This is a genomic window from Hyphomicrobium sp., assembly GCF_041674905.1.
Lineage (GTDB): Bacteria > Pseudomonadota > Alphaproteobacteria > Rhizobiales > Hyphomicrobiaceae > Hyphomicrobium_B.
This window is the reverse complement of record NZ_JBAYUV010000049.1, coordinates 1-20,953: the sequence shown is the minus strand read 5'-3', so window position 1 is coordinate 20,953 and position 20,953 is coordinate 1. Positions and strand designations below refer to the sequence as shown.

The window sequence follows — 20,953 nt, the reverse complement described above, 5'->3', positions numbered from 1 at the left end:
TGTCTCTGTGGTCGCGTCGATGTTCGCCTTCAGGACGCGAAATGATATCGCCGAGACCCACGGATTTTTGGCCCATGAGCCAGGGCCGTATATACTCTCCCAAAGCCGCTCAAAGCATTCAGTCAGCATCAGCGCCCCAGCCTTATCGGCGTCGGTGAAAAGGTGAGGAAGCACGCGGTGGGGGAAATCTCCCCCAAAAGCCTCTGCGTCGGCATCATCTTCGCTGATGTCCTGCAGCCGCTCGACCTTCACCGACTCTACGATCAGCGTGAGGCGAGACGCCCAGCGTGGCATGTGGATAGACGGTTTCCAAGGGCAGAATCCTTCGCATATTGGCGCAAGGCCACCGCCGAACGTCGCCTTGTAAATCGGCGATCCCCACGGATGACCGTCACCTTTTTGATAGATGCGCGGCTCAGCGTTCTTGTGAACCGAGAAGTTCTCCCGCACCCAAAGCCGATCGCCTACGGCCGGCATCTTTGGCCAACGATAAGGTTTGTAATTCCCATCGAGCGCGGTGATAATTCCGTTGTCAACGAATGCAGGAGCTACGTCGCACGCTGGTGTCAATACCTGTCGATATTGCGACTTTCGCCCATCGAGAAATGCGCGAATAATTGGCGCTGCAAAATTTCTGTACGTCATATCTGCACAAACCCTCGGTTAGATCGTCTCACGCGCGAGGATGTCACTCAGCCGCCTCGTCATAGCGGCTAGCCCAATCCACGCGCCCCGGAACCGTCCGCTTCGTCCGCATAATCACACTCGGCTCCGCCAGTTCTTTCGGCGTGAGAAACCCGTAAGGCGCGTTCACTTCCTTGAACCCAAACGGCGGCCCTGGGCGCGTCGTGTAGGGCACTTGGCCCTTGCGGTTCACGATGCAGTTCGGATCAGCCAATTGCGCATCCGTGAACCCGTGGCGCGCCGGGGGAAGGCGGCCGTGTTTTAGGTCGTCGACCAACTTTGTGAACCGAGCTTTCATCGCCTCACGGTGCTCGTCGCTGTATTGCTCGATCGGCGGCGGGAGCTTCGCCAGCATGTCTCGCTGGAATCGACGGGCCGAAACCTGATTGCAAAGCTCGTAAAACTCCGGCGCGCTCGGCGGCCATGCCGTGCCTTTCTTCGTTGCCGCAAGCGCAGCCTCGCTTACGATTTCAGGTCCATATCCGCTTAGCGAGCGGAGATAGATCATCATCATCGCGGCAAGGTCCTGTTTCGTCGCCTTGAACGACGGGAAGGCTGAAAACATTTCCCCCAGATATTTGGCCTTCAGTTCGTCTATCCGGTTCATCTTCGAGCCTTTTATTCAATTCCATCAACATTTCTGTGAGCGCGCCCTTGCCATAATCGCGATCCGCTGGTCCGGCGCGAGCGTTTGAGTGCGGTGTGTCCCAATCCGCCCGGTATCCTTGCCAACCGCGCTCGATCATCGTCGCCGCTGCGTGCTCAGCGTCGCCGCTCGCCGCTAGGCTCTTGGCGAGCAATTCAGCCGCTCGCGGCGTGAGAGGTTTCCGAAGGGCCTTCCGATGAGCGATCACGTCAGATGCTGTTTTTTCGGAAACAACCTCGGAAAGAATTTCCTTCGTGGAAGGGGATTTTGATTTTGGGGGGGTAACTACCGTAGGTAGTTGGGGGTTAACTTCTATGGGAGGAATATCGTTAGATATTCCGACCGGGATTACCGTCTGCGCGCGTGTAGTATTATACTCTTCGCGCGAGGCGGGGTTGTCCGCGATGTCACAGGCTGTCCGTGGCGTCACAGTCTGTCCGCGTGACATCGCGGACGCCCGGCTCTTTCTTTTCCGCTCGGCGTCCTTCGCACGCTTAGCCGCGACAGCATCTCTATCGCGCTCTGCAAACTGGTCGGCAACAGCCGCGATCTGCTCTACTGAGCAGCCGGCCGCGACCATAGCCTTAATGGTTAAAGCTAAGCTCATACGCCGCACATCCCGTCGCATTCTTGAAGGAAACCAAACTCGATTTGACCGCGCTCGGCATGCGTCGATAGATCGGCTTTATCGAGCGGAACGCGTTGCCTATGGACAAACTGCGCTCCCGTCATGCCGGGAAACCCGCGTCTAATTTCATGGTCGAACGCTACTGCCTTATCCCAATCGGATGGGGTATTGTCGCGAAGATCGCGCCATTCGTTATTCGTCCTATAAGGACAGAATATGCATGACGAGCGCGGCGGCGTTGGATATTGGCGCTCCGCAATCCATCCTAGGCAGTCTTGCCGCCTCATGCGCAATTCGACCAGCGGGAACCTATTCGTTGTGAACGCCTGCTCGGCGTCCTTGCATCGCGACATTTCGTCGAACGAAATCCCCAACCATTGTTCGACAACTTTGCCTTTCGGTCCCCTTTTGCCGGGAGCTACGCCGAGCATTCGTCGAACCTCGCGCCCGATCACGCGTGTTTTAAATTCCTTGCTGCACTGCTTAGGTCTCATGCCGTCTGGCCCCGCGGTAAAAAACGGCGGCAGTGACGACCCTTTAAGCGGAACGGCTCCACTGGCAACGCCAACGGAAAGATTGCCCAAATCAAGACCCAGCCGCGACGCGCGAATAACGGTAAATGGCAACTGCGTTTCGAGCCAATCCAGCCATTCATAGACGCGGCTTGATTCCCATCCGGTATCCGCAAAGATCGCGCAATCCGGCATAGGCCCAATTTCGCCGCGCGCAGCCATGAGCGCCATCGTCGACGACTGGACGCCTGCACCAAGGGAAATGACGGTAAGCGCTAGGCTCATGCCGCCCTCCGCAAGAGCGCCTGGCGGGCGTCTGGTTCGTCTTCAGACGGAGCTGCCAATGGGCTATCGGCCGTCCATGTGCATGTCACGCGATCGTACCAAATATCGCGGCCGCTCCCATTGTTGTGGGCGCAGATCATCGGCGCGAAGAATCCGTGCGTTTCCTTGCACGCCGGACAACAAGCATCCGTCGTGTAGAATTCCATCGGCTTTTCCGCTTTCGGCTTTCTCTTGAGCGCGCGAAGCCTCACTGGCGGGCCTCCATGGCTTGGAACGGCTCTATAGTGGCTGAGTTCGGCCGCAACGCATGCGCATCGAACTTGCCGGTTTCATTTCCGAATGACGACCAACCATCGCGCGACTGTCGAGAGAACATTTCCAGGTAAGGCCCGGCGCAGTAGCGCTGGACCCGGTTGAAAAATTCATCAGGTTTGCGACTGTGCTCCCTGACCGGCGATAAGATAATCTCGCGAACATCTTTCGCGATCCGCTTGGCGTTGCCACGGCGCCCAAGAACGCAAAACTCGGCATTTTTGCGCGTCGTTAAGCCAAGCGAAACGTGAAGGTCTGACTCTTGCGTCGGGACACATCGAAGCTGCATGGGATTATGTGAGCGCTTTAGCTTGACCCAGGTGAAAGCCATCGAGCTTGGTTTGAACCCCCATGCTTTCATGACTTCGACGTGAGCGCCTTGAACAATCATCGGGCCGGTAATCCAAAGGAAAAGGTGCGCGTCTGGAGCGGCAAGTTCCTTCACCGGCATTGCTATAATGTCGTCTAGGCCCATGACCGCGTAATGCTTCTCTGCGTCCCTTCGCGATGTCCAATTGCCGACCTGTAGAGCCGTTCGCGCGCGAAAGTGCCACGGCGGATCGGCTGTGATGCAGCCGAAGTGTTTGCGAGGAAGGTCGCCGAACGGCCATTTGCTCACCCTCGCGCTCCCTCTGTCTTCGTGTCGCGCCGAGCCGCAGCGTCAATGATGCGCTTGCAGATGGATTCGAGATGCTGGATCGTCAGCGCAGCGTCAGCAGAAGTGAGCTTGCCGCGCCGTCCGCTGATTACATCGATCGCGAGTTGCAGCGCTGCTAGCTGTGAGGCGTCAGAGATCATGCGCCCGCCTCCATCTCGCGTTTAAGCTGGCGGCAGTGCGACGCAGCGCCAAACTCGCCATAGAGCGCGGCGGCGTCTACATAGTCCTGCGCGAGATCGGCAGGGAGCCAGTTCGGTAATGTGACGCCGCCGCGCGAGCGCAGCCGTCGCGGCGAGCAAACGCAGCGCGGAACCATCACACGAGCGACAGTCGCATCTGTAGACTTTGGTGGGCGATCGGGCTTGCCGTTCAACGCGTAGTTGACCGTCGTGTGATTGCGGTTGAAAAGCTTACCAATTTGAGACAACGATAAATGTGGGAATGCTGCTTTCGTCGCGCGGATCGCGTCATGGCGCGCGGCGCTGATCGGCGGGATACGCCCGCGCCCGAGAACGTCGGCGACTGTCACGCCGTGCTCGCGCGCTGCGGCGGCGATGAAAGAGCGAACCTTGTCGCCAAACGTTGGCTGCGAAATCACTCCGCCCATGTTGTAGCCTTTCTCCTAATCACCGCCGCGCGGCGCTTGGCGTCTGCCGCTACGTTCCGCGCAGAGCGCGGCGGGTAGAGAAAGCAATTGCCGCGTGCGCCGCGCAGTAAGCGTTGGAGCCGTCGAGCGGCTTCACGCGATCAGCGCCACAGAATGCAAAGTCCTCCGCATGGCGCGGATCACCAAGAGGCCAGCGGCACGAATTGAATGTGAGGTCGAGAAGCTGCACGCGCCGGCTTACCGGAATGGCGATAGGCTCCGACGGGAGCGGGAACACATCCGCTTTAGGTTTGCCGCGCGGGGCGATACTTAAAAGCCTGCCGCCGTCTTTACCTTTCGGCCTACCCGCTCCGGGTTTTGCTCCACCCCCGTTCCACCCACTGTTGATTTTCAGCCCAAGCCGCGTCGCCTTCCCGATGACGCTGTTTCTGGAAATTGTGACGCCGAATTTGGCGGACAATTCCTTGGCTGTTTGGCCCGCCGACAGTTTACGCGCGAGTGCGTCGCGCAATGCGCCAAGAGACTCTGGACGCGTTTCCCATATCGGCCGAACGCCATAGGAGAAACCGCTCATGCCGCCCTCCCAAATTTTCCGACGTGCTTATCAAGAGCCACGACATATCTAAGATAGACGTCAGCCCTGCATTTGCTTTTGTATCTAGCTACTCTTTTTCTGTTGACCTTAAGATCAAAGCACCATTTCTGCGATTGCTTATCAAAATAAATACATTTCAAGCCACTCGTATTTCTAGATGTTTTTCCTTTGTTAAAGAAATTTTGCGAAACGGTCGCCGCGCGAAGGTTGTCGATACGGTTATCGTCCGTAACCATATTTATGTGATCTATGTGGCTGCTCGGTAAAGCACCATGCACCAATAACCATGCGATCCTATGGGCTAACGTCGCCCGTCCTTGTATATCAATATAGATGTATCCATTTGTCCCAATAGACCCAGCAACGCGTCCAGCAAATCTTCCATTCCATTGCTGGCTCCTGTCAGAACGCTCTCGCCACGTAAAGATGCCAGTCGCAGGGTCGTAATGCAGGATTGACTGCACATATGCCGCAGTAGGTTCTATTCGACCCATCGTCACTCGGCTCCAATGGTTGGGGGAAGTGCTTTAGCCTCGCGCGTAGGAATGCCCCAATGGTTGAGCGCGACGCGCACGTCATCAACCGAGCGGGCTATGCACCAAGGCGTGCTGTTCACCGTGCACCATGCAAGCCATTCTTCCTGCTCATCGGAAGGCGTGCCACGCGCTGTTTTGACCTCGACGAAGTAAACCTTCCCGCGCCCGACAATCTGTAAATCAGGAACGCCTTTGCGGAGGCCCGGAACGGCATTCGACGCGCGCCCGCTCTTTGTGCGGCGTGAGGCGTTCGGAACAGCGAAACAGCGATGGGCGCTCGTTAGAACAGCGTCTAGATATTCAACGATCGCGCCTTGGATTGCCGCTTCCTTCAACCGCGCGCTCCGAATTCTCTCTCGACAGCCGCGACCCCGAGCGGAGTTCCGTCAAGATCGCCCAACGCGGAAAGATAGAGGTCTAAGATTTCCTCGAATTCCTCGCGTTTTGCCTTGTCCTGCTTGCGCATGGCGACGATCGCGCGAATGACTTTCGCGTCGAACCCCGTGCTCTTGGCTTCCGCGTAGACATCCTTGATGTCGTCGGCGATCGCCGCCTTCTCTTCCGAAAGCTTTTCGATGCGCTCCAAGAATGAGCGAAGCTGCGCGCTGTCGACCAAGTTGCTCATTCGTCGTCCTCAATCCAAGGCGCGATCAGGATCGCTATCCATCCGGCGAAGCGCATCAATCTGATCGCTATGGAAGTCCTCGTCCGCCACGCGAAGGGCATCCTCAAGCCGCGTGATCCTTGCGATGAGGTCTGCGTATGTTTCGTTTGCGGTGGTGTGGAGCGCATCATCTTTTTTCTTCCTTGCACGCGCCGCGCGCACCTTTTCGACGGCAGAGATGTGCGGATTGGCGGCCTCGCAGTAAAAAAGCGCCTTCGCCGTGCGATAAGAAACGCCGGCTTTCTCAGCAGCTCTTTCAAGCCAACGCATGCGGCTATCGAACACAGCACGGCTTCCCGCGAGTTCGATGATCGCCTTACGCATTTCGATCGCGACTTCGCTCACAATCCTCACCCCGGAGAACTTTTCCGACTTCATGGACAGACCTCATGTCAAAACTTTCGACATGAGGAACGAACCCCAAAACCTCGAAACCTGGACATCGCTCGGCGTTGCTGCGCTAAGCGTGCTTTCGAATATTCAATCCCGTCCGCATCCGGTCAGCAGTTGCGGTCAGGTCGCGGAGTCGGCGCCCGAAAACACCGACTCCGCATCCCGCAAGATTTACCGGCGCGTCCCGCCCGCGCGGACCTGCAGAGCATGTGGCTATGCGACTCGCCACGACGCCCGCCCGATACCGAACCTGTAAGGATCGCTTACAAGTTGCATTTGTTTCGGCTGGCCGAACGCTGGGAGACGCTCGGCCAGCCTGCCTGCGATGGGTTGGGAAGTGAGCCAGGAGGAAAGCTCCCCATCGCAAAGATTGTTCAGCGCAGAACCCACCACGCGCACAGCGCCGCCTCGGCGGCGACAAACGCCGCGCCCCAAAACCAAATCCCGAGCTGCGGGCCTTCGCGAAATTCGTTCATGCTGCTTCCCCGGTCACGTCTTCGGAGGGTGTTTCATTCGCTTTCTGGCGCACGGCGCTAGGCGAGCTTTCGTCCGCTTCAGTAGAACGAAAGGGAAAGAAGTCAGTCGGAGTAACAGCGCCGGCGGTAGCCTCGTAAATTCTCTGCGCTGTCTCCCAGTCAGGTTTCGTTTTGCTACGCCGTAGCCGGCTTACCGAACTGCGATCACGCTCTATGGCTGTCGCGAAATCAGCATCAGAGATGCCGTTTGAAGAAAGGTATTCATTCAGTTTCATGCCCGATAGTGTATCCCATGCACGGTGCATGTCAAGCATTATGTGCATTCGATGCCGTGGCGCGCCCGTGCCCGGTGTGCACAATTAAGGCATGGCACCCGTCCCTAAGAAACCCCGCGAGCGCAACCGAACCTTCATGCGAGAGTGGAGGGATTTCCGACGCCTGTCTCAAGAAGAGGTCGCAGACAAATTAGATATAGACCGCAGCACTATCAGTCGGATCGAGCGCGGCGAGTCGCCATATGATCAAGACATTCTCGAACGATTAGCGCTGGTATACAGATGCGACCCGGAGGATTTGTTGGCAATCAACCCTTTTGGCGAAAATAAATTGCATATCGCTTATTCCGACCTTCGACGCGCGCCCGCCGAAATTCAGGCTCGCGCCGTTGGCTATATCGAAGCCATCCTAAAGGCTGGATAATCCCTATATTGCTCATTGGTGAGGCTCGGAGCGAAGGCATAGGACGACAGCCCCGGCGTTGGAGCGCCAGGCTGTCCCTAGCCTTCACGATCTTGGCTTGCTCATTGGAGCCGGCCCGTCGCTTCTGGCTTCGCAGATGCAAGCGACGCTCTGCGAATTGGTGGCTACTTCCGACGCTGTCGTTGCGCCGCCCGCGGGCTTCCACCTTTCGGACTGCCCTTGATCTTTGCGGGTCCCCACAGTAAATCAAGCCATCGTAGCGCTGTTGTCTCGACCGACCGCTGCGATTTGGGCCGCCGGCGATTGATCGCGCCGAGCGGCATTTTTCTTTGTCGAATGTAATGGGCATTTTAGCCCGCCGCTAGACCTCGCGCAAAAAAATCGTGTAAGCCATGCACTTTCTTATTGACTATGCCGTGTATGTCATGCACCTTAGGTCCATAGGCAGCGCTTGCCTTGGAGGGGACGATGACGACAACCGAAATCATTGCGAAGCCGCCTGAGTTTGATCGCGGCTGCTACCCGCATCTTTATTACATCTGGCACCGCAGCCTCCTACACACCGTTCGCTACCTCCAAGATAGCGAGCACATATTGCTGCACTTAGGCGCCGCCTCTTTTTACATGTGAGGCGCGCGATGTCCTTCATTCAATCGACCGACGCTCAACCCGCGACGATCTTATTCGCCGCGGGTTAGTGAGCGTGGGGTCACTGCAATCACTATGGGGAAGACCAATGTCTGACATCATCCCCTGCAAGCGCTGCAACCAGTCCGGCGAGATCGGCAGACGAGTGAGTGGCAGTCGCGAAGCGCCGGGTCCGGTGCCAGAGGACGCGCGCGGATGGATTGCTCTGACGTGTCCTGACTGCCACGGCATGGGCATGATCGAAGTTGATGACGATGAGGACGCAGCATGAGCACGAAAGACGACGCGCTGATTGAGAAAATGAACGACGTGTTTTTCGACGCTGTGGAGCAGTCAGCAGATTACGAAACCGCAATGCGCCGCGCTCTCGCCGTCGCCCGCAAACAGATACTGGAAGAGGCGGCGCTTGCCGTGGATGACCGCGAACGCGAACTGTCTGCGCTTATTGAGCGCGGCAAGGGAGAACACGGCAAGCCTGGATATGTCGTTGACGCGACATGGAATAGCTGGCTCGGCCAGCGTGTAGCTTATGAGAATGCGAGCCGCGTTATCCGCTCTCTCCACCCAGGAGCAGCACAATGATTGACGTGATTTTGGTCGCGAGCATTCCGGTAGCAATCGCGCTTTGCCAGTTGGCGTACGCTTTCCATGGGGGATGGTGATGGTTGAACATACGAAGACGCCCTGGCGCGTCGGCAGGAATGGCGGCGATGATGCCGTATTCTCCGGCAATCGCGTTGTGGCGATGTGCGACACAGACACCAATGCTGAGCGTGTCGATAAAGCCAACGCCGCGTTCATCGTCCGCGCGTGCAACTGTCACGCTGAGTTGGTCGAGGCGCTAGCTCGTTGCGAGGCGATGGTTTCAACCGATCAAGGCCCGCCTAACTGGGATTGGGTTCGTTCCGTTCTCAAGACAGCACGCGTAGCAACGCCATGATAGGACCATTGGAAACAACCCTGATCCTCGCCGACTTCCGCCAGCCAAGCAGCCATATCGAGAACCTCGCGTTCCATGAGGCAGTTCCAGGCTACACGATCGACGATGCTGTCTCTGACATCCTATCCGGTGAGAAGCTCGGCTTCATCCGCGCCGTCTATGTCGTCAAGGAAGGACAGCCAACGCGCGTTGTGTCCGAGGAAGTCGCGGACAAAATCGCCGCGGCATGGATTGCTGGTCTTTACATATCTCCAATGGCAAAAGAATTCATCGATTGGATGGGGCGGGCAGTGTGTGAGGCGGCCGAATGAAGAGCAATCTAACGGCAGCATATGTCCGGTCAATTCTCGATTACAATCCGAACACCGGGGTCTTTACATGGCGCCATCGTCCGCGCGAGCATTTCACCGACGAACGGGCGAGCAAGATTTGGAATACGAGATACGCCGGCACCACGGCGGGATGCATCAAAAGTGATGGTTACGCTAGGATTGCCATCGACAATATCAGGTATTTCGCACATCGTCTCGCGTGGCTATATGCAACCGGATTTTGGCCGGCGTGTCAGATAGACCACGTCGATCTAGTTCGTTCAAATAATATATTTTCTAATCTTAGAGAGGCTACACATTCACAGAACAGGGCTAACAGGCGAGCGCAATCTAACAACACCAGCGGGGTTAAAGGCGTTAGCCTGCACAAACAAAAAAACAAATGGCAGGCGCAGATATGCGTAATCGGTAAGACGCTCCGCTTAGGCTATTTCGACACACGCGAAGACGCAGCAGCGGCATATGCCAAAGCCGCGCAAGACCTCCACGGCGAATTTGCGAGGACTGAGTGATGCGCAACCATTCGATCGCTCTATTCAATCTCGACGGCGAGCCGATGCTGCGCTTAGAAACACGCGCCTCTGGCCCCTGCTTTTCTGTGCGCGACAGCCAAGACGAGGCGTTTATGCAAGGCGTTGATTTCTACGCTCCGGCCGGCGACGCCGCACGACTCGCTAGAGCTGTCGAGGCATTCAACGAGATCATGCGCGAGCCGGCCGCGCAACAGCAGGCGGCGGAGTAGTGACAATGGCGGAACTTGCGAAGATCGAACAAACGCCGGCTCCAGTGATGAGCGAGACGGCTGCTCTTATTTCGATGATAGAGCGCGCGGCAGTAAACCCGTCAGTTGACGTTGAGAAGTTCGCCCGGCTCCTGGATTTACGCGAACGGGCCGAGGCCAGCTTCGCGCGCAAGGCGTTCAACTCTGCTGTTGCACTGGCGAAAAGCGCGATCGGCCCGATCGTCAAAGATAAAGCCGTCGACTTCACGACGCAGAAGGGCCGGACGAATTACCGCTATGAGGGCTTTGACACGATCGCCCGCGCGGTCGATCCGATCCTGAACGCGAACGGACTGTCGTATCGCTTTCGCGCCGCTCAGGATGGCAACAAGGTCGCCGTGACGTGTGTCCTTGCGCATCGTGACGGCTACAGCGAAGAGACGACGCTGAGTGTCTGCGAAGATCATTCCGGCAACAAGAACGCCATCCAAGCCATTGGATCGGCTGCAACCTATTTGCAGCGCTACACGCTTAAACTGGCTCTCGGCTTAGCCGCCTCACTCGATGACGACGCGCAGGCGTTCAACCATGACGGCTGGGTCAACGAAGAGCAATTGCAGGAGTTGCGCCAACTCATCGTCAGTGTCGACGCCGACTTGCCGAAGTTCCTTCGCTACTTCCGCGTCGAGACGCTGGACAAATTGCCCTCTGCGAAATTCGAGGGCGCCGTGAAGATGCTCAAGGCCAAGGGGGCGCGAAGCGATGGCTAGAAGACCAGACTGGGGAAGCTGGAACGTTAAACATGGCGGCGCACGCAGATCTGGGCGTGATCCTGAATATTGGGTCTGGCACAATATGCTTAGACGATGCAGCGACGATAAATCCGCAGACTACAAAAACTATGGAGCTCGCGGAATATCCGTGTGCGCGAAATGGAATGATTACGCCGCGTTCATATCTGACATGGGCGAGCGCCCATCGGCCGACCATACAATCGAGCGTCTAGACAATGACGCAGGATACTCGCCTGACAATTGCATTTGGGCAACCCGTGACGTTCAGGCGCGCAACAGACGACAAAGGCGAGTGAGAACGCATTGCAGTCGCGGGCACGAATTCTCAGCAGAGACAATATATTTGCGCCCAGACGGGAAGCGCGGGTGCAAGCTGTGTCGAAAGATAAATATGCGGAATTTTTATTCGCGCAGCAAAGGACAAGAGCACCATGACTCAGTCTGAATTGCTCCTAGCTCAAGGGTCTCAGGAATGGCTCGAAGCTCGCGTCGGTTCGCTTGGCGCGTCGCGTGTATCCGAGGCAACCGCAAAAACTAAAACAGGATTTGGCGCGAGCCGCGCTAACTTGCTTGCCGAACTCCTAGTTGAGCGCCTTACCGGGAAACCGACCGACAAATTCACGACGCAGGCCATGCAGATCGGAACGGAACGTGAGCCTGAAGCGCGCGCCGCATATTGCTTCATGCGCGATATTGACGTTCAGGAAGTTGGGTTGGTCAGACACCCAACCATCAAAGGGACTCATGCTTCGCCGGACGGCCTAGTTGGAAGCGATGGCCTGATAGAGATCAAATCCCCGCAAGCGGCTGCGCATCTCGACATATTGCTGACGGGAACGATCCCGTCGCGATATCAGCAACAGATGGCATGGCAAATGGCCGTTTGCGATCGGTCGTTCTGCGATTTCGTCTCCTATAATCCAGACTTCCCAGAACACATGCGCTTATTCATCAAGCGCGTTGATCGGTTGCCAGAGCAAGAGGCGCATCTAACGGAAGACGTTGTTTCGTTCCTCGCCGAATTGGACGCCAAACTTGCGCGCCTTCAGGAAGTCTACAGGAGTGCCGCATGAGAACGCCGCTACCGATCGTTGCTCGCTACGAAGGCGAGGGCACCTTTCAGGCGCTCGGCCGCAGCAAGCGTGAAGCCGACGCCGAATATGTCGTGGGACAGGTCTATCGCCTCGACAATATTGAGAACAGATCCACGGCGACGCACAACCATCAATTTGCATGGGTCGCCGAGGCGTGGCGTCAGCTCCCGGAAGACTTGATGGACCTCTACCCGTCGCCAGAGCACCTTCGCAAGCGCGCGCTCGTCCAGGCAGGATTCTATGACGAGACGATCATAGATGCAGGGACAAACGCTGCGGCCCTTCGCGTCGCGTCAGAGTTCCGCCGCCGCAATGATTTTTCGCTCGTGATCGTGCGGGGGCCGGCCGTCGTGATACGCGACCCGAAAAGCCAAAGCCGACGCGCTATGCCCGCGAAGGAGTTCCAAGATTCGAAGACGAAGATCATGGACGTTATCGCGGAAATGATCGGGGTTGAGCCTGAAACGCTGCGCAGAGAAGCGGGGAAGGCAGCATGACCACCTTATATCGCGTTCAGGACAAAGATGGCAGAGGACCATTCAAGCCTGGGTTTTCTCATATGTGGGTAGCCGCCCAGGGTAACTCTTTGCCACCCTCCCCGGCATGAATGCCGGGGTTTCTCGCGGAGGGTTCGATGATCGAGACAAACTTGAAGACCGTGATCTATGGAGCCTCAGACGACTTGCTTGAGATCGAAGGGCTTCTGTCTGAGGAAATGAACCCTTCGAACGACGAGCCTAATGTTTTAGGATTCAGCGACGGGACGCTGCTCCAGATTGAATACGACGACGACGGTATATGGCGCATCAAAATGCTGCGCGCCGGAGACTGTGAATATTTTCACGAACAAGGCAGCGTTGAACAAGACACGCCTGACAAAGTTACGCTTGTTGGCGATTTGCAATGGGCGGTTCTCGCGACGCGAGGGCAATACAACCCTGTCATGCGCTGAGAGGTTAACGTCTTCCCCGGCCTGAAGGCCGAGGATTTCCACTACAGCGGCGCGACACTTTACGCAATACGCAGTCTGAGGGATGACGATGGGCGATAACTCCGCAGAATATCTATCGCACCTTGGCGATCTTGAGGTTGCATATAAGGGCGGGCTGCGCGCCTTCGCTGCTTGGTTCACAGAAGGCTGGAAGATCACTCGCGAGCAATGGCTCAAAGATTACGACGAAGCCCCGCCATCTGATGAATATATGAAAGGCTTCAACGATGGCGTCGAAAGCATAAACGGCGCTCTTGATGCGTTTTTAGACGAGTTCCACCCGTGACGCGCCGCGCCGCTAGAGTCACGCAAGCCGGGGAGGGGGCTCCGAGAGCCCTGCGTCCATGCGACGTAGCGCGCATGTGGCAATGCTCGGAGCGACATGTTCGGGGTTTGATCGCCAAGGGGGACTTGCGGCACTTCCGCGTTGGCGACAAGCTCGTTCGCATCCCAGTTGAGGCCGTAACGGAATACGAACAATGCCGCCTGAATACCGCTTGTGCAAATACCGAGGCAAGTTCGCCGTCTCCTGGAGAGACAAATCCGGCCGGCACCGGATTAGTCTTGGCACGGAAAGCCGGGCGGAGGCCGACCGCCGCCTAGACATTTTCGTCGCCGAGCGCGAGCGCGCCAGTCGGCCGCAGGAAATCACGGTTGCCTATGCGTGGGACGGGTATCGGAAGACACTAGGCAGCAAGCCGGCGGCAACGACGATGGGTCACGAATGGAAATCAATCGGGCCATTTTTTGGAGAGCGCGGGGCCGCATCTGTCAGCGAAAAGGATTGCGCCGCCTATATCGCCATGCGCCGCAAGCAAGGACGGTCTGACGGAACGATCTGGACCGAACTCGGGCGCCTGCGATCTGCGCTGAGATGGGCTGAAAGCAAGAACTTGATCACCAAGGCTCCGAAGATTTACCGGCCAGAGCGCCCGCCGCCGCGCGACAAGAGGTTGACGCGAGAACAGGTCAAAGCCTTCCGAGACGCCTGCGAATATCCCCACATCCGGCTTTTCGTGACGCTGGCGCTCGCGACGGGCGCCCGCATGAGCGCCATTCTTGGGCTGACGTGGGACCGCGTCGACTTTGAGAAAGAGCGGATCAATCTCGCCGATCCCGATTTGCCGCGCACGAAGAAGGGCCGCGCGATCGTGCCCATGAACGCCATGGCGCGCGCATCGCTTGTAGAGGCCAGAGAGGCGGCTACAGGGGCGTATGTGATCGAATGGGGTGGCAGGCGCGTCCGGTCGGTCAAGAAGGCTCTGAGCGCCGTAGGGAAGGCGTGCGGACTGCCTTGGGTGACGGCCCATGTGTTCCGGCATAGCGCCGCCTGCGCAATGGCTGAACGCGGCGTCCCTATGGCGGAGATCGCCCAGTTCTTAGGGCACTCCGACAGCCGCGTCACCGAGAAGACCTACGCTCGGTTCAGTCCGCAATATCTGAAAAAAGCCGCTGAGGCGCTTGATTTCGATTGAATACGGAGTGCTCTTTTGTTACGATTGAACCACGATAGCGAACCTAAACGGAACGCCTATCGTCTAAAAGGCGAACGAAACGAATGAGCTACAACGCTAAGTCACTGAATTCAGGCAAGCGCACTCCCTTCACACAAGACGGCTCTTTGCCGGATTGTGAGGCTACGCCGGCCGCCGCTGCGGTTCACGATTTGCAGGGGTGTAGCTCAGCGGGAGAGCGCCGTCCTCACACGACGGATGTCGCCGGTTCAATCCCGGCCACCCCTACCAGCCCCGCCAGTAGGGCTCCCATCCTCCGCAGTTTGATCTTCAAGCTCGCCCCGACCGCCGAACAGGAGACGCTGTTCCGGCAGTTCTCTGGTGTCTGCCGAGTTGTCTACAACGCCTCCCTCTACCAGCGCGAGCACTTCTGGCGTCAGTTCAAGCGAGAGACTGGGCATAGTTTAAACTATGCGGTGCAGGCCCGTGAGTTGACGAAGCTTCGCGCCGAATTCGATTGGATTGCTGCCGTCTCGCAAACCTGTGAACAACAGGCGATCCAAGACCTAGATAAAGCCTTCGCCAACTTTTTCGCCGGCCGCGCTAGCTACCCGACGCCACGCCGCAAAGGCGAGCATGAGAGCTTCCGGTTCCACGGTCGAGAGATAGGTGTTGAGCGCCTGAACCGTTGTTGGTCGCAGGTCCGACTACCGAAGATCGGTTGGGTAAGATTTCGCGATACCCGACCGATGCGCGGAACCATCAAGAACGCGACCGTGCGCCTCTCGCCTATGGGATGGCATGTCGCCTTTGCCTGTGAGTTCGAGGCCGATATGCCGTTCTGGCTCACGGCTGAAGTCGGGATTGACCGCGGCGTCGCCAACAGCATCGCGCTATCTACCGGAGAACTCGCTTCGGTTCCGATCGAGCGATTGCGCGTTCTCGATAGAAAGCATCGCAGGGCGCAGCAGGCGGCAAGCCGGCGCAAGAGGGGATCGAAGCGATACGCCAAGGCCAGGCGACATGCGGCTGTGTACGAGGCCAAGGCGGCCCGCGTCCGCAAGCATTGGAACCACGTCGCGACGACTACGATAGCGGCGAACTACGGGACTGTCTGCATCGAGGCGCTGAAGACGCGCAACATGACGGCCTCGGCGCGCGGGACGGTCGAAGAGCCGGGCTCTCGCGTCGCGCAGAAAGCCGGGCTCAATCGTTCGATACTTGAACACGGATGGTTTCAATTCGAGACCTTCCTTGCCTACAAGCTCGCCGCCGCTGGCGGGGATCTGATTAAAGTCGACCCGCGAAACACATCGCGGAAATGTTCGAACTGCGGCCACATCGACGCTCGCAATCGCGAAAGCCAAGCATCGTTTCGATGCGTCGAATGCGGACACGAAGCACATGCTGACGTGAACGCCGCCCGTAATATCCTTCAGGCCGGAACGCGGCCTACGGTAGGGACATTCCCTCGCCGTGAATCTCGCCCAGCCGCTTAGGCCGAGTGTAAAAATCCTCGGAGCTTAGACTGGGGAAGACGTTAAGTTCGATTTGCGTTCACTACTATGCGAGACCTGTGCGAATGGCAGGGAAAGAGGAGAATGAAGTGATCAAGCCGGCAAGGACTACAGCATATCTACGCGATCTGTTGATGGATGAAATCGAGGAACTGCGCTCGGGAAACGGAGACGCCGCCAAGGCGATGTCGGTAGCGACCTTGGCGAAGCAGGTGATCGGGACCGTAAAACTGGAATTGGAATATGCAATGACGTTGCAGGAGCTAAAAGAACGAACCGGGCAAGAACACCCCCTAATCGAGGGCGAGAGCAGCACCCTTGTTTTGTCTGCGAAGCCCCCTGTGCAGGAACATTAGTCCGCGACGATGGGAGGTGCACAAAACTAAAACGCATCATGTCTGATGACTTGATCCCTAAGCATCCGCAAGGAGGTCCGAGACTTTGTCACAAGTGTCAGAGCGGCATTTATTGGCGGGGAAACATAATGCGTTTTCTTGTCGAGAAGCTGGAGGAAGACGCACGCCTTGTCCGCATTGCGGATCGCGCAAAACATATGAGCACAAAAAGCGGAAAATAGCCGTGTGCTCAGAGTGCAAGCGTCAATTCTCAGCAACTTCCGAAACGAGATACCGAGCGCACAAGATTTCCGTGGGAACAATTCAAAAGATTGAGTCGATGGCCGGTAAATCTAGCATACGCCAGATAGCCAAGGAAACCGGCGTAAATTATCGCACAGCATGGGCGCGCTTGCGTAAATATGAAGATGACCTAGGACACGCCCTAACCACCCGCGATCCTGCGGGCCTGTGCGGCGAAGAGATTGGAGAAGACAATGAGCATTCCTGAAATTACTGCTGACTATGTTAGGTCAATCCTCGACTATGATCCTGAAACCGGCGTCTTTACGTGGAAACAGCGGCCGCCTGAAATGTTCCGAGACACGGCGTTTAGGCCGAAGGAAAATACGTGCGATATTTGGAACACGAGGTTTTCTGGAAAAATATCCGGGTGGCCTAATGGGCACGGCTATATCGAATTTTCAATACTAGGAAAAAAATGCCTAGCCCACCGAATAGCATGGCTTTACATGACCGGCGAGTGGCCAAAACACCAGATTGATCATGTCGATTGCGACAGGTCGAACAACACTTTCTCGAACTTGCGCAAAGCGACGCACGGCGAGAACCAACGCAATTGCGGCGTGAAAGCTAACAACACCAGCGGGCACAAAGGAGTTCGTTGGCATAGCCATTCAGGGAAATGGCAGGCGTGCATTCGCGTAGAGGGGGAAAGGCATCATCTCGGATCGTTTGAGTCAATCGAGGATGCAGCAAAGGCGTATGAGTGCGCATCGTCTAAATTCCACGGTAAATTTGCGAGGGTCGCATAATGACAATTCCCCCTAATGTAATCGAGGCGGCGAGCGTCGATGCTGTAGACGTCACTTTCGTTGATCGACATGAGGCCACGGCCCGCCGCGTCATCCTCGCGCTGGCGGAGAGTCTGCCAGAGAGCGCGGTGGAGAAGGCGTGCGCAGAGCTGTATGCCCGCAACAAATTCGCCGAACCAGACGACATGCGCGCCGCGCTCGTCGCCGCGCTGAAGGATATTGTGGAGGGGGAGTGATGGCAACTAAACGCCAGCGTCACATAGCCCGGGCGTTCGACGACCGTTGGGACGAATACGGCGATGGGAGATCAACCGAGTGGTTGATTCTGATGACAGCAGACGTCTGCAACACAACCTATTCTGAAGTTGTTGACGCTCTTGCCGCAGTCGACGCTGACCGCAAGAAGGGAGAATTGAAAATGAGTGCGCTTAATGAGATTGCCACTGAATTTCGCAGACAACGTGAAGATGAAGGTTGGACGGCAGAACATGACGATGGGCACGTCAACGGGGAATTGGCTCAAGCTGCATCCTGTTATGCCAGCACAGACACCGATACGGTATTATGGCGCAAACGCCACAAGCTCTCGCACGGGTCACCGCCATCTAAAACGGAGAGGCGATGGCTAGGAGCCGCGCGCTTGTTCGGCGCAGCGCATTGCGCGCTTTCTATGTTCTTGGCGTTGTTGTTACTATGTAACTATGCTCAGGCCGGCATTATTAAGGCCAATCAGCACTTGTGGGACATCGCCATCCTTCGGAGCGATGAACATGGCTCCGCCCGGTCCCTTCTTGATTACGCTATAAATAAAGGCCGTCTTGCGGACGGTGGCGCTAACAGCATTTTCGGCGGCTTTGGCGGATCTGATAGACGCCTTTGTAGTGACGACAGTCGCGCCGAGGGTGAACATGAGAGCCGCGAAACCAAGGACGCCGAGCAGAATTTGCGCTCTATTGAGGGACCCGGAATTACGCTGTTCGCACAAATCAGCCTCGTCGTGATTTGTGGGATTGGCGCAATTTGGATTACGCCAATCGGTCTCCTTCTTTTCGTCTTCGCCGACGCTTGGCCGTTCGCTCACGACTACGGGGAATCCGATCACGCCAAACGTCGGAAGCGCGGGGTAGTAATGCTGATTATCGGTCTGATTAGCTTTGCTGGGCTGGCGTTCGCTCTTAGCTTGTAGCCTTGAAGGCTGGGCCAAAGCGCGCGCAGACGCGTTAACGAAGGAGGAACGGTCAGCCATCGCCAAGAAGGCAGCGGCGCGCCGTTGGGGATGATGCCTAACCATTCCGCAAAGGCTATTGCGAATGAATTTCTAAAAAGGCGCGCGAGTCCATTTTTCCCAGCGCAGATGCAGCTTCAAAAGCTTGTTTACATTGCTCATGGTTGGAACCTCGCTATCAATGGCGAGCCTCTTGTGTTGGAGCCTGCGCAAGCATGGGATAATGGGCCGGTATATCGCTCAATTTGGAACCATATCCGAGACTTTGGATATGGCCCCAACTGCACGCTAGTTGACCAAAATTCAAAAGACGAAATCAGCGAATCGCTTAGCGTTCAGGAAACGGCTGTGGTCGATCATGTTTGGGGTAAATATGGCGATCTGTCTGCGAGCGAGCTTTCGAATAGGACGCATGAGCCAAATAGCCCATGGTCAGAAGCCTATTTTAGCAGGGGAAGAAATGCTAATCTAAACAATGAGATAATTAAGAAATACTATATAGAATTGGCACTTGCGGGACGACACAAGCAATAACCTACCGATACGGGTAGAGGATATCGATAGCGCCCTTGGTTTACGCCAAGCTGTGCTGCCACTGTCTGTTGCGCCATTCCTTTGAAGATGACGAGCGTCTTGATCTTAGACGCCAATTCTTCCGTCATAGGATTGGCGACACGCGGCGCGCGACGACGACGGGGGAACGGGACAACGTTATAGCTATCGGCCATTGCCGGTTTTCCTTTGGAATCCCGGCAGTTTCCGCTTGCTCGACGACTCCGAGCATGGTACTTTTTTCTCGTCTGAGAATACTGGGAGTGTTCGAGGTCGTCGAGGTCAGCGGAGACTGCCAGGTTTTAGTTGACCACGATCCGGGCGAGGTGGAGTTGACGCTCCTCTCGCCCTTCTCGTATCCGCGAGCGATTCGCGAGACGGGTGTGACTTTGGAGCCGGATGACATTAAGCAATCGGCGAAAGCCGGCGCTGACGAACTCGCGGCACTTCGCGCCGAGCGCGACTCCCTCCGCAAGGCCCTCGACGACCGATTTGCCGCGGACCAGCGCGCCGCGAAGGCGATCTTCGCTGAAACCGGCCGAACGTCAGGCTTCCCAAGCGGGAAGGAAGTCGTCGCGTACTATATGGCAGAGGTGGAGAGGCTGCGATCCGTCCTCGCGAAAGACGATCACACAATAATGATCTCCTTTGAAGACGGTGACCATCAGAGATTATCGCGCGGGGTTGGGAAACTACAGCGCGAGAACGACTCCCTCCGCGCCAAGCTCGAAAGAGCGAATGCTGAGGCTGAGAGGTTGGAGAAGGAGTTGGCTATCCTCCGCCGCGACAGCGGTGAAGATTTATAGGAGGTGACGATGGGTGCGCGCGCAACTCTCACAGAGGAATACGTCCGTCAATTACTCAACTACAACCATGAAACCGGCGTGTTCACGTGGAAAGAGCGGGCACCAGATATGTTTGTGGACGGCGAGCGTCATGCCGAATGGCAATGCAGAAACTGGAACTCCAAGCACGCCGGCACAGCCGCTGGAACCATCAACAGCAAGGGTTATGTCCTGATTATTATCGTGCGTATTGGGTATTATGCCCATCGTCTCGCGTGGCTTTACATGACCGGCCAATGGCCTGAAGCGGATATCGACCACACCAACGGCGATAGGTCGGATAATCGTTTTTGCAATCTGCGCGAGGCAACGCACACTGAAAATATGCGTAATGCTCGCAAGAGATTAGACAACACGTCTGGAGTCAAAGGCGTTTGTTGGGACAATCAAACAAATAAATGGCGGGCCAGTATACGCGTAGCCGGTAAGAGGTTGTATCTAGGGTATTTCTCATCTCGAGAAGACGCCGCTGCTGCGTATGAGCGAGCAGCGTGCGAACACCACGGCGAGTTTGCGAGGACAGAGTGATGTTAAAATCCGAACTCTCCGCCGAAGCGCCAGCGCAGCCGACGCAAAACATCTCAGAATCCTAAAAGCTGACGGATGCTCTTATTAGTCGCTACGGCATTGCATCAAAAAAACACCCACGGCGCCGATGGTTTCGCCGGAGGCGGTGCAGGCGTTTGCGGAACGGCCTGCTGTCGTTGCTCAGATGGCGGCCCTTTAATCACAACCACACTTGTCACAATCACCTT

Annotated in this window: 32 protein-coding genes, 1 tRNA gene and 2 pseudogenes; 23 read left to right on the top strand and 12 right to left on the bottom strand. The window is 56.6% G+C overall.

All coding sequences use genetic code 11. From position 1 onward, the window contains the following. The 12 genes and pseudogenes from WC026_RS15775 to WC026_RS15720 form a co-directional block, all read right to left on the bottom strand. A pseudogene (locus WC026_RS15775) lies at window positions 1-294 on the bottom strand (hypothetical protein); the annotation flags it as partial. A 394-nt stretch (window positions 295-688) separates the two neighbouring features. Beyond that, window positions 689-1,291: a hypothetical protein gene (locus WC026_RS15770; RefSeq protein ID WP_372711963.1), complete on the bottom strand. Its 603-nt coding sequence runs from the start codon at window positions 1,289-1,291 to the stop codon at window positions 689-691. A gap of 642 nt (window positions 1,292-1,933) precedes the next feature. Next, window positions 1,934-2,755, bottom strand: a complete 822-nt coding sequence (locus WC026_RS15765; RefSeq protein ID WP_372711962.1) for a hypothetical protein — start codon at window positions 2,753-2,755, stop codon at window positions 1,934-1,936. A 247-nt stretch (window positions 2,756-3,002) separates the two neighbouring features. Next, a complete protein-coding gene (locus WC026_RS15760; RefSeq protein ID WP_372711961.1) occupies window positions 3,003-3,686 on the bottom strand; it encodes an MT-A70 family methyltransferase in 684 nt (227 codons plus the stop codon). Further along, window positions 3,683-3,865: a hypothetical protein gene (locus WC026_RS15755; protein ID WP_372711960.1), complete on the bottom strand. Its 183-nt coding sequence runs from the start codon at window positions 3,863-3,865 to the stop codon at window positions 3,683-3,685. The genes WC026_RS15760 and WC026_RS15755 overlap by 4 nt, the downstream gene beginning before the upstream one ends. Continuing rightward, window positions 3,862-4,332, bottom strand: coding sequence for a helix-turn-helix domain-containing protein (locus tag WC026_RS15750; RefSeq protein ID WP_372711959.1), 471 nt, complete (start codon window positions 4,330-4,332; stop codon window positions 3,862-3,864). The genes WC026_RS15755 and WC026_RS15750 overlap by 4 nt, the downstream gene beginning before the upstream one ends. 49 nt (window positions 4,333-4,381) lie before the next feature. Further along, the gene (locus WC026_RS15745; protein ID WP_372711958.1) at window positions 4,382-4,906 is read right to left on the bottom strand and encodes a GcrA family cell cycle regulator; all 525 of its coding nucleotides are present in this window, start codon (window positions 4,904-4,906) and stop codon (window positions 4,382-4,384) included. After that, window positions 4,903-5,421, bottom strand: a complete 519-nt coding sequence (locus WC026_RS15740) for an HNH endonuclease (RefSeq protein ID WP_372711957.1) — start codon at window positions 5,419-5,421, stop codon at window positions 4,903-4,905. The genes WC026_RS15745 and WC026_RS15740 overlap by 4 nt, the downstream gene beginning before the upstream one ends. A gap of 2 nt (window positions 5,422-5,423) precedes the next feature. Beyond that, window positions 5,424-5,798, bottom strand: a complete 375-nt coding sequence (locus WC026_RS15735; RefSeq protein WP_372711956.1) for a VRR-NUC domain-containing protein — start codon at window positions 5,796-5,798, stop codon at window positions 5,424-5,426. Then, complete coding sequence (locus WC026_RS15730) at window positions 5,795-6,088, bottom strand: DUF2312 domain-containing protein (protein ID WP_372711955.1); 294 nt, start codon at window positions 6,086-6,088, stop codon at window positions 5,795-5,797. Before WC026_RS15730 ends, WC026_RS15735 begins: the two co-directional genes overlap by 4 nt. 9 nt (window positions 6,089-6,097) lie before the next feature. Continuing rightward, on the bottom strand, window positions 6,098-6,505 hold the full coding sequence (locus tag WC026_RS15725) for a hypothetical protein (RefSeq protein WP_372711954.1): 408 nt from the start codon (window positions 6,503-6,505) through the stop codon (window positions 6,098-6,100). 487 nt (window positions 6,506-6,992) lie between these two features. Then, entirely contained in the window at window positions 6,993-7,271 is a 279-nt protein-coding gene (locus tag WC026_RS15720; protein WP_372711953.1) for an XRE family transcriptional regulator, read from the bottom strand. A 91-nt stretch (window positions 7,272-7,362) separates the two neighbouring features. Here WC026_RS15720 and WC026_RS15715 point away from each other — a divergent pair, with 91 nt between their 5' ends. The 23 genes and pseudogenes from WC026_RS15715 (at window position 7,363) to WC026_RS15605 (ending at window position 20,726) form a co-directional block, all read left to right on the top strand. After that, complete coding sequence (locus tag WC026_RS15715) at window positions 7,363-7,695, top strand: helix-turn-helix domain-containing protein (protein WP_372711952.1); 333 nt, start codon at window positions 7,363-7,365, stop codon at window positions 7,693-7,695. 736 nt (window positions 7,696-8,431) lie between these two features. Next, on the top strand, window positions 8,432-8,614 hold the full coding sequence (locus tag WC026_RS15710; RefSeq protein WP_372711951.1) for a hypothetical protein: 183 nt from the start codon (window positions 8,432-8,434) through the stop codon (window positions 8,612-8,614). After that, entirely contained in the window at window positions 8,611-8,925 is a 315-nt protein-coding gene (locus tag WC026_RS15705; protein ID WP_372711950.1) for a hypothetical protein, read from the top strand. Before WC026_RS15710 ends, WC026_RS15705 begins: the two co-directional genes overlap by 4 nt. 79 nt (window positions 8,926-9,004) lie before the next feature. Beyond that, window positions 9,005-9,283: a hypothetical protein gene (locus tag WC026_RS15700; RefSeq protein WP_372711949.1), complete on the top strand. Its 279-nt coding sequence runs from the start codon at window positions 9,005-9,007 to the stop codon at window positions 9,281-9,283. After that, window positions 9,280-9,594 carry a hypothetical protein gene (locus WC026_RS15695; RefSeq protein WP_372711948.1) on the top strand — a complete coding sequence of 105 codons (315 nt, stop codon included), beginning with the start codon at window positions 9,280-9,282 and terminating at the stop codon, window positions 9,592-9,594. Before WC026_RS15700 ends, WC026_RS15695 begins: the two co-directional genes overlap by 4 nt. Continuing rightward, window positions 9,591-10,127 (top strand): HNH endonuclease, encoded by a 537-nt coding sequence (locus WC026_RS15690; RefSeq protein ID WP_372711947.1) that lies wholly within the window; start codon window positions 9,591-9,593, stop codon window positions 10,125-10,127. Before WC026_RS15695 ends, WC026_RS15690 begins: the two co-directional genes overlap by 4 nt. After that, on the top strand, window positions 10,127-10,357 hold the full coding sequence (locus WC026_RS15685; RefSeq protein ID WP_372711946.1) for a hypothetical protein: 231 nt from the start codon (window positions 10,127-10,129) through the stop codon (window positions 10,355-10,357). The genes WC026_RS15690 and WC026_RS15685 overlap by 1 nt, the downstream gene beginning before the upstream one ends. 5 nt (window positions 10,358-10,362) lie before the next feature. Continuing rightward, window positions 10,363-11,106 (top strand): ERF family protein, encoded by a 744-nt coding sequence (locus WC026_RS15680; RefSeq protein WP_372711945.1) that lies wholly within the window; start codon window positions 10,363-10,365, stop codon window positions 11,104-11,106. Window positions 11,107-11,561: 455 nt separating this feature from the next. After that, window positions 11,562-12,203 carry a lambda exonuclease family protein gene (locus tag WC026_RS15675; RefSeq protein WP_372711944.1) on the top strand — a complete coding sequence of 214 codons (642 nt, stop codon included), beginning with the start codon at window positions 11,562-11,564 and terminating at the stop codon, window positions 12,201-12,203. After that, on the top strand, window positions 12,200-12,721 hold the full coding sequence (locus WC026_RS15670) for a hypothetical protein (protein ID WP_372711943.1): 522 nt from the start codon (window positions 12,200-12,202) through the stop codon (window positions 12,719-12,721). The genes WC026_RS15675 and WC026_RS15670 overlap by 4 nt, the downstream gene beginning before the upstream one ends. A gap of 137 nt (window positions 12,722-12,858) precedes the next feature. Continuing rightward, complete coding sequence (locus WC026_RS15665) at window positions 12,859-13,176, top strand: hypothetical protein (RefSeq protein WP_372711942.1); 318 nt, start codon at window positions 12,859-12,861, stop codon at window positions 13,174-13,176. Between the two features lie 88 nt (window positions 13,177-13,264). Beyond that, window positions 13,265-13,501 (top strand): hypothetical protein, encoded by a 237-nt coding sequence (locus WC026_RS15660; RefSeq protein WP_372711941.1) that lies wholly within the window; start codon window positions 13,265-13,267, stop codon window positions 13,499-13,501. Beyond that, a pseudogene (locus WC026_RS15655) lies at window positions 13,498-13,677 on the top strand (helix-turn-helix domain-containing protein); the annotation flags it as partial. The gene WC026_RS15660 and the pseudogene WC026_RS15655, both read left to right, overlap by 4 nt. Window positions 13,678-13,694: 17 nt before the next feature. Next, window positions 13,695-14,690 (top strand): tyrosine-type recombinase/integrase, encoded by a 996-nt coding sequence (locus WC026_RS15650; RefSeq protein ID WP_372711940.1) that lies wholly within the window; start codon window positions 13,695-13,697, stop codon window positions 14,688-14,690. A 195-nt stretch (window positions 14,691-14,885) separates the two neighbouring features. Continuing rightward, a tRNA-Val gene (locus WC026_RS15645) sits at window positions 14,886-14,960 on the top strand. A gap of 32 nt (window positions 14,961-14,992) precedes the next feature. Continuing rightward, window positions 14,993-16,168 (top strand): RNA-guided endonuclease InsQ/TnpB family protein, encoded by a 1,176-nt coding sequence (locus WC026_RS15640; RefSeq protein WP_372711939.1) that lies wholly within the window; start codon window positions 14,993-14,995, stop codon window positions 16,166-16,168. An 83-nt stretch (window positions 16,169-16,251) separates the two neighbouring features. Continuing rightward, on the top strand, window positions 16,252-16,542 hold the full coding sequence (locus WC026_RS15635) for a hypothetical protein (protein WP_372711938.1): 291 nt from the start codon (window positions 16,252-16,254) through the stop codon (window positions 16,540-16,542). A 476-nt stretch (window positions 16,543-17,018) separates the two neighbouring features. Continuing rightward, window positions 17,019-17,576 (top strand): HNH endonuclease, encoded by a 558-nt coding sequence (locus tag WC026_RS15630; RefSeq protein ID WP_372711937.1) that lies wholly within the window; start codon window positions 17,019-17,021, stop codon window positions 17,574-17,576. Then, window positions 17,576-17,812 (top strand): hypothetical protein, encoded by a 237-nt coding sequence (locus tag WC026_RS15625; RefSeq protein WP_372711936.1) that lies wholly within the window; start codon window positions 17,576-17,578, stop codon window positions 17,810-17,812. Before WC026_RS15630 ends, WC026_RS15625 begins: the two co-directional genes overlap by 1 nt. Beyond that, the gene (locus WC026_RS15620; protein ID WP_372711935.1) at window positions 17,812-18,762 is read left to right on the top strand and encodes a hypothetical protein; all 951 of its coding nucleotides are present in this window, start codon (window positions 17,812-17,814) and stop codon (window positions 18,760-18,762) included. Before WC026_RS15625 ends, WC026_RS15620 begins: the two co-directional genes overlap by 1 nt. A gap of 90 nt (window positions 18,763-18,852) precedes the next feature. Next, window positions 18,853-19,335, top strand: coding sequence for a Panacea domain-containing protein (locus WC026_RS15615; RefSeq protein ID WP_372711934.1), 483 nt, complete (start codon window positions 18,853-18,855; stop codon window positions 19,333-19,335). Window positions 19,336-19,583: 248 nt separating this feature from the next. Further along, a complete protein-coding gene (locus WC026_RS15610; RefSeq protein ID WP_372711933.1) occupies window positions 19,584-20,159 on the top strand; it encodes a hypothetical protein in 576 nt (191 codons plus the stop codon). 9 nt (window positions 20,160-20,168) lie between these two features. Further along, window positions 20,169-20,726: an HNH endonuclease signature motif containing protein gene (locus WC026_RS15605; RefSeq protein WP_372711932.1), complete on the top strand. Its 558-nt coding sequence runs from the start codon at window positions 20,169-20,171 to the stop codon at window positions 20,724-20,726. The last annotated feature ends 227 nt before the right edge of the window (window positions 20,727-20,953 follow it).

What these genes read in the sequence shown, in the direction of transcription:
- WC026_RS15625 (WP_372711936.1), top strand. Translation starts at nt 17,576, where the DNA reads ATGACAATTCCCCCTAATGTAATCGAGGCGGCGAGCGTCGATGCTGTA.
- WC026_RS15635 (WP_372711938.1), top strand. Translation starts at nt 16,252, where the DNA reads ATGGCAGGGAAAGAGGAGAATGAAGTGATCAAGCCGGCAAGGACTACA.
- WC026_RS15695 (WP_372711948.1), top strand. Translation starts at nt 9,280, where the DNA reads ATGATAGGACCATTGGAAACAACCCTGATCCTCGCCGACTTCCGCCAG.
- WC026_RS15665 (WP_372711942.1), top strand. Translation starts at nt 12,859, where the DNA reads ATGATCGAGACAAACTTGAAGACCGTGATCTATGGAGCCTCAGACGAC.
- WC026_RS15700 (WP_372711949.1), top strand. Translation starts at nt 9,005, where the DNA reads ATGGTTGAACATACGAAGACGCCCTGGCGCGTCGGCAGGAATGGCGGC.
- WC026_RS15615 (WP_372711934.1), top strand. Translation starts at nt 18,853, where the DNA reads ATGATGCCTAACCATTCCGCAAAGGCTATTGCGAATGAATTTCTAAAA.
- WC026_RS15750 (WP_372711959.1), bottom strand. Translation starts at nt 4,332, where the DNA reads ATGGGCGGAGTGATTTCGCAGCCAACGTTTGGCGACAAGGTTCGCTCT.
- WC026_RS15715 (WP_372711952.1), top strand. Translation starts at nt 7,363, where the DNA reads ATGGCACCCGTCCCTAAGAAACCCCGCGAGCGCAACCGAACCTTCATG.
- WC026_RS15710 (WP_372711951.1), top strand. Translation starts at nt 8,432, where the DNA reads ATGTCTGACATCATCCCCTGCAAGCGCTGCAACCAGTCCGGCGAGATC.
- WC026_RS15720 (WP_372711953.1), bottom strand. Translation starts at nt 7,271, where the DNA reads ATGAAACTGAATGAATACCTTTCTTCAAACGGCATCTCTGATGCTGAT.
- WC026_RS15740 (WP_372711957.1), bottom strand. Translation starts at nt 5,421, where the DNA reads ATGGGTCGAATAGAACCTACTGCGGCATATGTGCAGTCAATCCTGCAT.
- WC026_RS15765 (WP_372711962.1), bottom strand. Translation starts at nt 2,755, where the DNA reads ATGAGCCTAGCGCTTACCGTCATTTCCCTTGGTGCAGGCGTCCAGTCG.
- WC026_RS15630 (WP_372711937.1), top strand. Translation starts at nt 17,019, where the DNA reads ATGAGCATTCCTGAAATTACTGCTGACTATGTTAGGTCAATCCTCGAC.
- WC026_RS15680 (WP_372711945.1), top strand. Translation starts at nt 10,363, where the DNA reads ATGGCGGAACTTGCGAAGATCGAACAAACGCCGGCTCCAGTGATGAGC.
- WC026_RS15675 (WP_372711944.1), top strand. Translation starts at nt 11,562, where the DNA reads ATGACTCAGTCTGAATTGCTCCTAGCTCAAGGGTCTCAGGAATGGCTC.
- WC026_RS15685 (WP_372711946.1), top strand. Translation starts at nt 10,127, where the DNA reads ATGCGCAACCATTCGATCGCTCTATTCAATCTCGACGGCGAGCCGATG.
- WC026_RS15705 (WP_372711950.1), top strand. Translation starts at nt 8,611, where the DNA reads ATGAGCACGAAAGACGACGCGCTGATTGAGAAAATGAACGACGTGTTT.
- WC026_RS15670 (WP_372711943.1), top strand. Translation starts at nt 12,200, where the DNA reads ATGAGAACGCCGCTACCGATCGTTGCTCGCTACGAAGGCGAGGGCACC.
- WC026_RS15650 (WP_372711940.1), top strand. Translation starts at nt 13,695, where the DNA reads ATGCCGCCTGAATACCGCTTGTGCAAATACCGAGGCAAGTTCGCCGTC.
- WC026_RS15745 (WP_372711958.1), bottom strand. Translation starts at nt 4,906, where the DNA reads ATGAGCGGTTTCTCCTATGGCGTTCGGCCGATATGGGAAACGCGTCCA.
- WC026_RS15770 (WP_372711963.1), bottom strand. Translation starts at nt 1,291, where the DNA reads ATGAACCGGATAGACGAACTGAAGGCCAAATATCTGGGGGAAATGTTT.
- WC026_RS15690 (WP_372711947.1), top strand. Translation starts at nt 9,591, where the DNA reads ATGAAGAGCAATCTAACGGCAGCATATGTCCGGTCAATTCTCGATTAC.
- WC026_RS15755 (WP_372711960.1), bottom strand. Translation starts at nt 3,865, where the DNA reads ATGATCTCTGACGCCTCACAGCTAGCAGCGCTGCAACTCGCGATCGAT.
- WC026_RS15605 (WP_372711932.1), top strand. Translation starts at nt 20,169, where the DNA reads ATGGGTGCGCGCGCAACTCTCACAGAGGAATACGTCCGTCAATTACTC.
- WC026_RS15610 (WP_372711933.1), top strand. Translation starts at nt 19,584, where the DNA reads ATGGTACTTTTTTCTCGTCTGAGAATACTGGGAGTGTTCGAGGTCGTC.
- WC026_RS15725 (WP_372711954.1), bottom strand. Translation starts at nt 6,505, where the DNA reads ATGAAGTCGGAAAAGTTCTCCGGGGTGAGGATTGTGAGCGAAGTCGCG.
- WC026_RS15620 (WP_372711935.1), top strand. Translation starts at nt 17,812, where the DNA reads ATGGCAACTAAACGCCAGCGTCACATAGCCCGGGCGTTCGACGACCGT.
- WC026_RS15730 (WP_372711955.1), bottom strand. Translation starts at nt 6,088, where the DNA reads ATGAGCAACTTGGTCGACAGCGCGCAGCTTCGCTCATTCTTGGAGCGC.
- WC026_RS15660 (WP_372711941.1), top strand. Translation starts at nt 13,265, where the DNA reads ATGGGCGATAACTCCGCAGAATATCTATCGCACCTTGGCGATCTTGAG.